At 39.1% G+C, this 1,492-nt stretch carries 2 protein-coding genes; both read right to left on the bottom strand.

Annotated elements, in window-relative coordinates; genetic code table 11:
- Positions 1 to 237, bottom strand: a 237-nt coding sequence (locus tag ACH2DQ_RS05160; RefSeq protein WP_395025828.1) for a hypothetical protein, incomplete at its 3' end; no start/stop codon positions are given.
- A 32-nt stretch (positions 238 to 269) separates the two neighbouring features.
- A partial coding sequence (locus tag ACH2DQ_RS05155) for an InlB B-repeat-containing protein (RefSeq protein ID WP_394913602.1) occupies positions 270 to 1,492 on the bottom strand: 1,223 nt, incomplete at its 5' end.

Raw genomic sequence — 1,492 nt, 5'->3', positions numbered from 1 at the left:
ATCACTAATATATATCGTTGTCAAGTGATCATAAAATCTAATATAAAAATTCTCTCTTTGGCCATCAAAACACACAAAAGTAATTTTTTCTTTTGATTCTTCACAAAGTTCTTCCCCTTCAGTTGACAATATTCTAAATTTCAGATTTGTATTCTTTCTTAATGGTTTTAGAAAATATTCTTTTATTTCCTCATTCGTAAATGACATACAAAACTTATTTTTAACATTACTATCCATGATATAATCCTCCAAATATTATTTTTTAATTTTTACTCAAAAGGTGTTCCTGGAATAAAATTATCTCGCGAGTATTTTTCTTGACAAAATTTACAAACCGCAATTATTTCCATTGTCCTCGGTCTAATTCCCGGCGTCATTACAATTTCTTTTAATGTAGCACCTTTTTCAATCAACTGGGCTACAACCATATCCTCAGCACAATATGTCCTCATACCTGTTTCTTCAATCTTTGCCCCAACAGCTACTTGACCTGTATTTTTATTATATCCAGCTACTACAACTACATATTTATCTCTTTGGGTATTACTTAGCTCACATATACGTGCTATCTCAGCATCCCTTGCATCTATTGCAGCTTGCGCATATACAGCCTCAGAATCCCCATCTTCTTTCCCAGCTTCATCCACCCCAGCCTCAATATTATCTAATATTTCGCCCGCAGCGTCCATTCCAGCAAAGTTCCTGAAGATGACCTTAATATCTGACCATAAATCTTTTATATCATCCCAATAGTAAATAATGGTTCCAACCAATGCAGTTGCTGCCAAGACATCTAAAATGATTCCATCAAATGGATTTATAATTGCCGCCCCTAATGCAGAAAACCCATTTTTCACTGCAACCGGCACTCCAAGTGCCATTAAGGCATTTACAAGATCTGACACACTCCCTGCATTTTGTATCCCGCTGGTAAGCTGGTACTGTGCAGTGATGTCTACTGCCATAGAGCGCGTGCCCGGATTTATATTCACATAACTTTTATCCCAGCCAGCAAAGCTGTATCCTTTTAATCCCGGTACAGCTGGCGGAGTTGCATTCCCCCCAATAGCCACCTCCTCTGTCTTTATAATTTCCCCTCTACACCAGAACCGGACTGTGTATGTTGTCTCTGTTTCCGTATTTTTATTATATTGGGCATATACATTCTGAGCTGTCTGGATTCCTGTAATCTGTCCGGACCATTCACGGAAAGTATATCCGGAATTGACTGGCAGCTTTGGCGGGTGAGCATCGTCTCCCACCGGTACATACTCCGTTTTTAACAACTGCCAGGATGGATTCCCTGTTATTTTAACATAAAAGGATACTGGACAGGTTAAATAAATTCCTTCTTTATATAATGCCTGTATTTTTACCGGGGATGCAATACGGAAATTTTCTTTGTCCCAGCCTATAAAGGTATACCCCTCCCGTACAGGTTTTGGCGGGCTGAACGCACTGCCTCCATCTACGATATACTGCGGGTTCAGCA

It is taken from the genome of Robinsoniella sp. (assembly GCF_034124845.1).
This window is presented reverse-complemented; position numbering and strand designations above follow the sequence as displayed.